This window comes from Mycobacterium simiae (genome assembly GCF_008370645.1).
GTDB lineage: Bacteria > Actinomycetota > Actinomycetes > Mycobacteriales > Mycobacteriaceae > Mycobacterium > Mycobacterium simiae_A.
Window position 1 is genome coordinate 1 of record NZ_VTZN01000291.1, and the last position, 3,806, is coordinate 3,806.

Genomic DNA, 3,806 nt, shown 5'->3' on the forward strand with positions numbered 1-3,806 from the left:
CCCACCAGCTCAAGTCGATGAGATGGCCCCCCTAGCAGCCGCGTCAGATCTTTGATCGTGGAGTAGTACCGGTGCATCGGATACGTGATGTCCATCCCCATGCCCCCGTGCAGATGGTGACAAATCTGCATCGCCGGGGGTGCCTGGGAGGTCAGCCAGTACCCGAGGACATCCAGGTCGTCCTCGGCATCTCGTCCTTCTGACAAGCACCAGATCACCGACTGCGCCGCCAAATCGAGGGTGCGCGAAGCGATGTAAACCTCGGCGAGCTGAGCTGCCACAGTTTGGAAGGTGGATAGTGGCTTGCCGAACTGCTTGCGGTTGGCCACGTAGTCAGCGGTGAGCCGCAGCGCCCCGGACACCAGCCCGTCGGCGTAAGCGCCTATCATCGCCAATACCAGCTGGTTGAGTCGGTGCGTCGAACCTTTCACCAGAACGTCGGAGTCGGCAACCTCCACATCACCAAACGACACGGTGAACTCGTCGGAACCGTTCGACGTCGGTGTCCGGACCAGCTGCACACCATCGGCCTTCGGTGATACCACCACGACCGCGTTGTCGGCAGTTACGATCATCCACTCCGCTTGCTCGGCATACCCGACACCAATCTTGGTGCCCGACAACCTGCCATCCGAAAAGCGGACGGTAGGCCGCTCGGGCAACGCGGCACCGGGCTCGTTGAGTGCCGCGGTCAACAGTGAGCCCGTGGCGACTCCGGCCAGGCAGCGGTCTTGCTGCTCATCGGAGCCCGCGTCGAGCAGCAACACCACCCCAAGGCCCAGCGTCGCCAATGCCGGTGTGATGACGCCGCGCCGGCCAACTTCGGTCAGCACCGTCCCGACCTCGAGCAAACCAACACCGTCGCCGCCCAGACGTTCCGGCACCGCTAGAGCCGTCACCCCTCCGCTAACCAAAGCAGCCCAAACCGGGTCGGACTTGCCTGCCTCGCCACCGTGAGCGGGAGGACGCGCGCCCCGGGCCAGCTCCGCAGCCCGCATACTCGCCGAGCTGAAGTCCCGCGCCAGCACCGACGTGACTACATCGGCCACAGCGTGCTGCTCTGCGGTGCGGTCGAAATCCATCCTGGCTGCTCAATCCATCAGTGCGGCACCGGGCACTTGCTGGCGTTGTAGTCGACCTGCCAGTGCTTGATGCCGTTGAGCCACCCCGAGCGCAGCCGCTGCGGCGCTGAGCGCGGCTTCAGGTCCGGCATGTTGTCGGCAATGGCGTTGAACATCAATTTGATCGTCAACCGAGCCAAGTTGGCCCCGATGCAGTAGTGCGCACCCGTGCCGCCGAAGCCGACGTGCGGATTGGGATTGCGCAATATGTTGAACGCGAGGGGGTTTTCGAAGACCTCTTCGTCGAAGTTGGCTGAGCGGTAGAACATCACCACCCGCTGGCCCTTCTTGATCGGCACACCCGACAACTCGTAGTCCTGCAGCGCGGTGCGCTGGAAGCAGGTGACCGGAGTGGCCCAGCGGACGATCTCATCCGCGGCGGTTTCCGGGCGCTCGTCCTTGTACAACTCCCATTGTTCGGGGAAGTCCGCGAACGCCATCATCCCCTGGGTGATGGAGTTGCGGCTGGTCTCGTTGCCGGCTACTGCGAGCATGATCACGAAGAACCCGAATTCGTCCTCGGAGAGCTTTTCGCCGTCGATGTCGGCTTGGATCAACGCGGTCACGATGTCGTCGCCCGGGTTTTTGGCTTTCATCTCGGCCATCTTCATCGCATAGGCCATCAACTCCACCGACGACGCCTTCGGGTCGATGTGAGCGAATTCCGGGTCTTCGGTGCCGGTCATCTCGTTGGACCAATCAAACAGCTTGAGGCGGTCCTCCTGCGGCACCCCGAGCAAACCCGCAATCGCCTGCAAAGGCAACTCGCACGACACCTGCTCCACGAAGTCACCGGAACTCTCGGCGGCTGCCTCCTTGGCGATCGTCTGGGCGCGCTCGTGGAGTTCGGCCTCCAGGCGTCCGATGGCCCGCGGGGTAAATCCCCGGGAAATAATCTTGCGCAACCGGGTGTGGTGGGGTGCGTCCTGGTTGAGCATGACCAATCGCTGCACCTCAATGTCTTCACGCGCAATGTCATTATGGAACCGCGGTATCACCGTGCTTTCGTAGCTGGAGAAGACGTCGCTGCGCCGCGATATCTCTTTAACGTCATTGAGCTTGGTGATCGCCCAAAAGCCCCCGTCGTGATAGCCCCCGCCCATGCCGGGGCCTTGCTCGTTCCACCAGATCGGTGCCGACGATCGCAACTCGGCAAATTCGGCGACCGGCAGCCGCTCGGCGTAGATGTCGGGGTCGGTGAAGTCGAACCCGGGCGGAAGATGGGGGGTGGGCACGCTAGTTCTCCTTACTGCAGTCCTCAGCGACTGGCTTGCGCCTTGCGATCCCAGGACACTAGTTGTCCTAGTAATACTCTGCTGCCAGTAAAACATGCCTTCACCGCAGACAAAAGGCATCAGAGCATCCTTGCTTGTCATAGTAATGAAACGTGTTCTAGCCTGGCCACATGGGTAACCCGGTAATCGTTGAGGCCACGCGCAGCCCCATCGGTAAGCGCAATGGATGGCTGTCTGGTCTGCACGCCACTGAGCTGCTGGGTGCGGTGCAGAAGGCACTGGTCGACATCCCCGGCCTGCAAGCTGGGTTCCAGGCCGGGGATGTCGAACAGGTCATCGGTGGCTGTGTGACGCAATACGCGGAGCAGTCCAACAACATCAGCCGCGTGGCCTGGCTGACCGCCGGTTTGCCCGAACATGTCGGTGCGACGACCGTCGATTGCCAGTGCGGCAGCGGGCAGCAAGCCAACCATCTCATTGCCGGGTTGATCGCGATCGGCGCCATCGACATCGGCATCGCGTGCGGCATCGAGGCGATGAGCCGGGTCGGTCTGGGCGCCAACGCCGGGCCGGACCGCTCGGCGATCCGGGCGCAGTCGTGGAACATTGACATGCCCAACCAGTTCGAGGCAGCCGAGCGAATTGCCAAGCGCCGCGGTATCACCCGCGACGATATCGACGCCTTCGGATTCGAGTCGCAACTGCGTGCCAAGCGGGCGTGGGATGAAAACCGCTTTGACCGCGAGATCTCGCCTATCGAGGCGCCGGTGCTCGACGAGCAGAAGCAACCCACCAGCGAACGCCACCTGGTCTCGCGCGACCAGGGTCTGCGCGACACCACGATGGAGGGGCTGAGTCAGCTCAAGCCGGTGCTCGAAGGCGGCATTCACACCGCGGGCACCTCATCACAAATTTCCGACGGTGCAGCAGCGGTGTTGTGGATGGACGAGGACAAGGCTAAGGCGCTGGGCTTGAAGCCGCGGGCGCGGATTGTCAGCCAGGCACTGGTGGGCGCTGAGCCCTACTACCACCTCGACGGTCCGGTGCAGTCGACCGCGAAGGTGCTAGAGAAGGCCGGCATGAAGATGGGTGACATTGACATCGTCGAAATCAACGAGGCATTCGCATCCGTAGTACTGTCCTGGGCACGGGTACACGAACCCGACATGGCTCGGGTCAACGTCAACGGGGGTGCGATCGCGCTGGGCCATCCGGTCGGCTGTACCGGTAGTCGCCTCATCACCACGGCATTGCACGAGCTGGAGCGCACCGACCAGAGCACCGCGTTGATCACCATGTGCGCGGGCGGTGCGCTGTCTACCGGCACCATCCTCGAGCGGATCTAATGGCGGTTTCCGACGAAGACCGGATAGGGGCGGCGCAGGCCTACATCGACGCGCTGGTCAGCCATGACGCCGCGGCGGTGCCGTTGGCGGCCAGCTGCACCCGG

3 protein-coding genes are annotated in these 3,806 nt (G+C 63.0%); 1 reads left to right on the top strand and 2 read right to left on the bottom strand.

What is annotated here, in order from left to right; all coding sequences use genetic code 11:
* Positions 1-1,082, bottom strand: a 1,082-nt coding sequence (locus F0Q45_RS24875) for an acyl-CoA dehydrogenase family protein (protein WP_149656423.1), incomplete at its 3' end; no start/stop codon positions are given.
* Positions 1,083-1,099: 17 nt separating this feature from the next.
* Positions 1,100-2,356 (bottom strand): cytochrome P450, encoded by a 1,257-nt coding sequence (locus F0Q45_RS24880; protein ID WP_188113148.1) that lies wholly within the window; start codon positions 2,354-2,356, stop codon positions 1,100-1,102.
* Positions 2,357-2,526: 170 nt separating this feature from the next.
* On the opposite strand from F0Q45_RS24880, the gene F0Q45_RS24885 reads away from it, so the two are divergent.
* Entirely contained in the window at positions 2,527-3,702 is a 1,176-nt protein-coding gene (locus F0Q45_RS24885) for a steroid 3-ketoacyl-CoA thiolase (protein WP_149656424.1), read from the top strand.
* Positions 3,703-3,806: the final 104 nt, after the last annotated feature.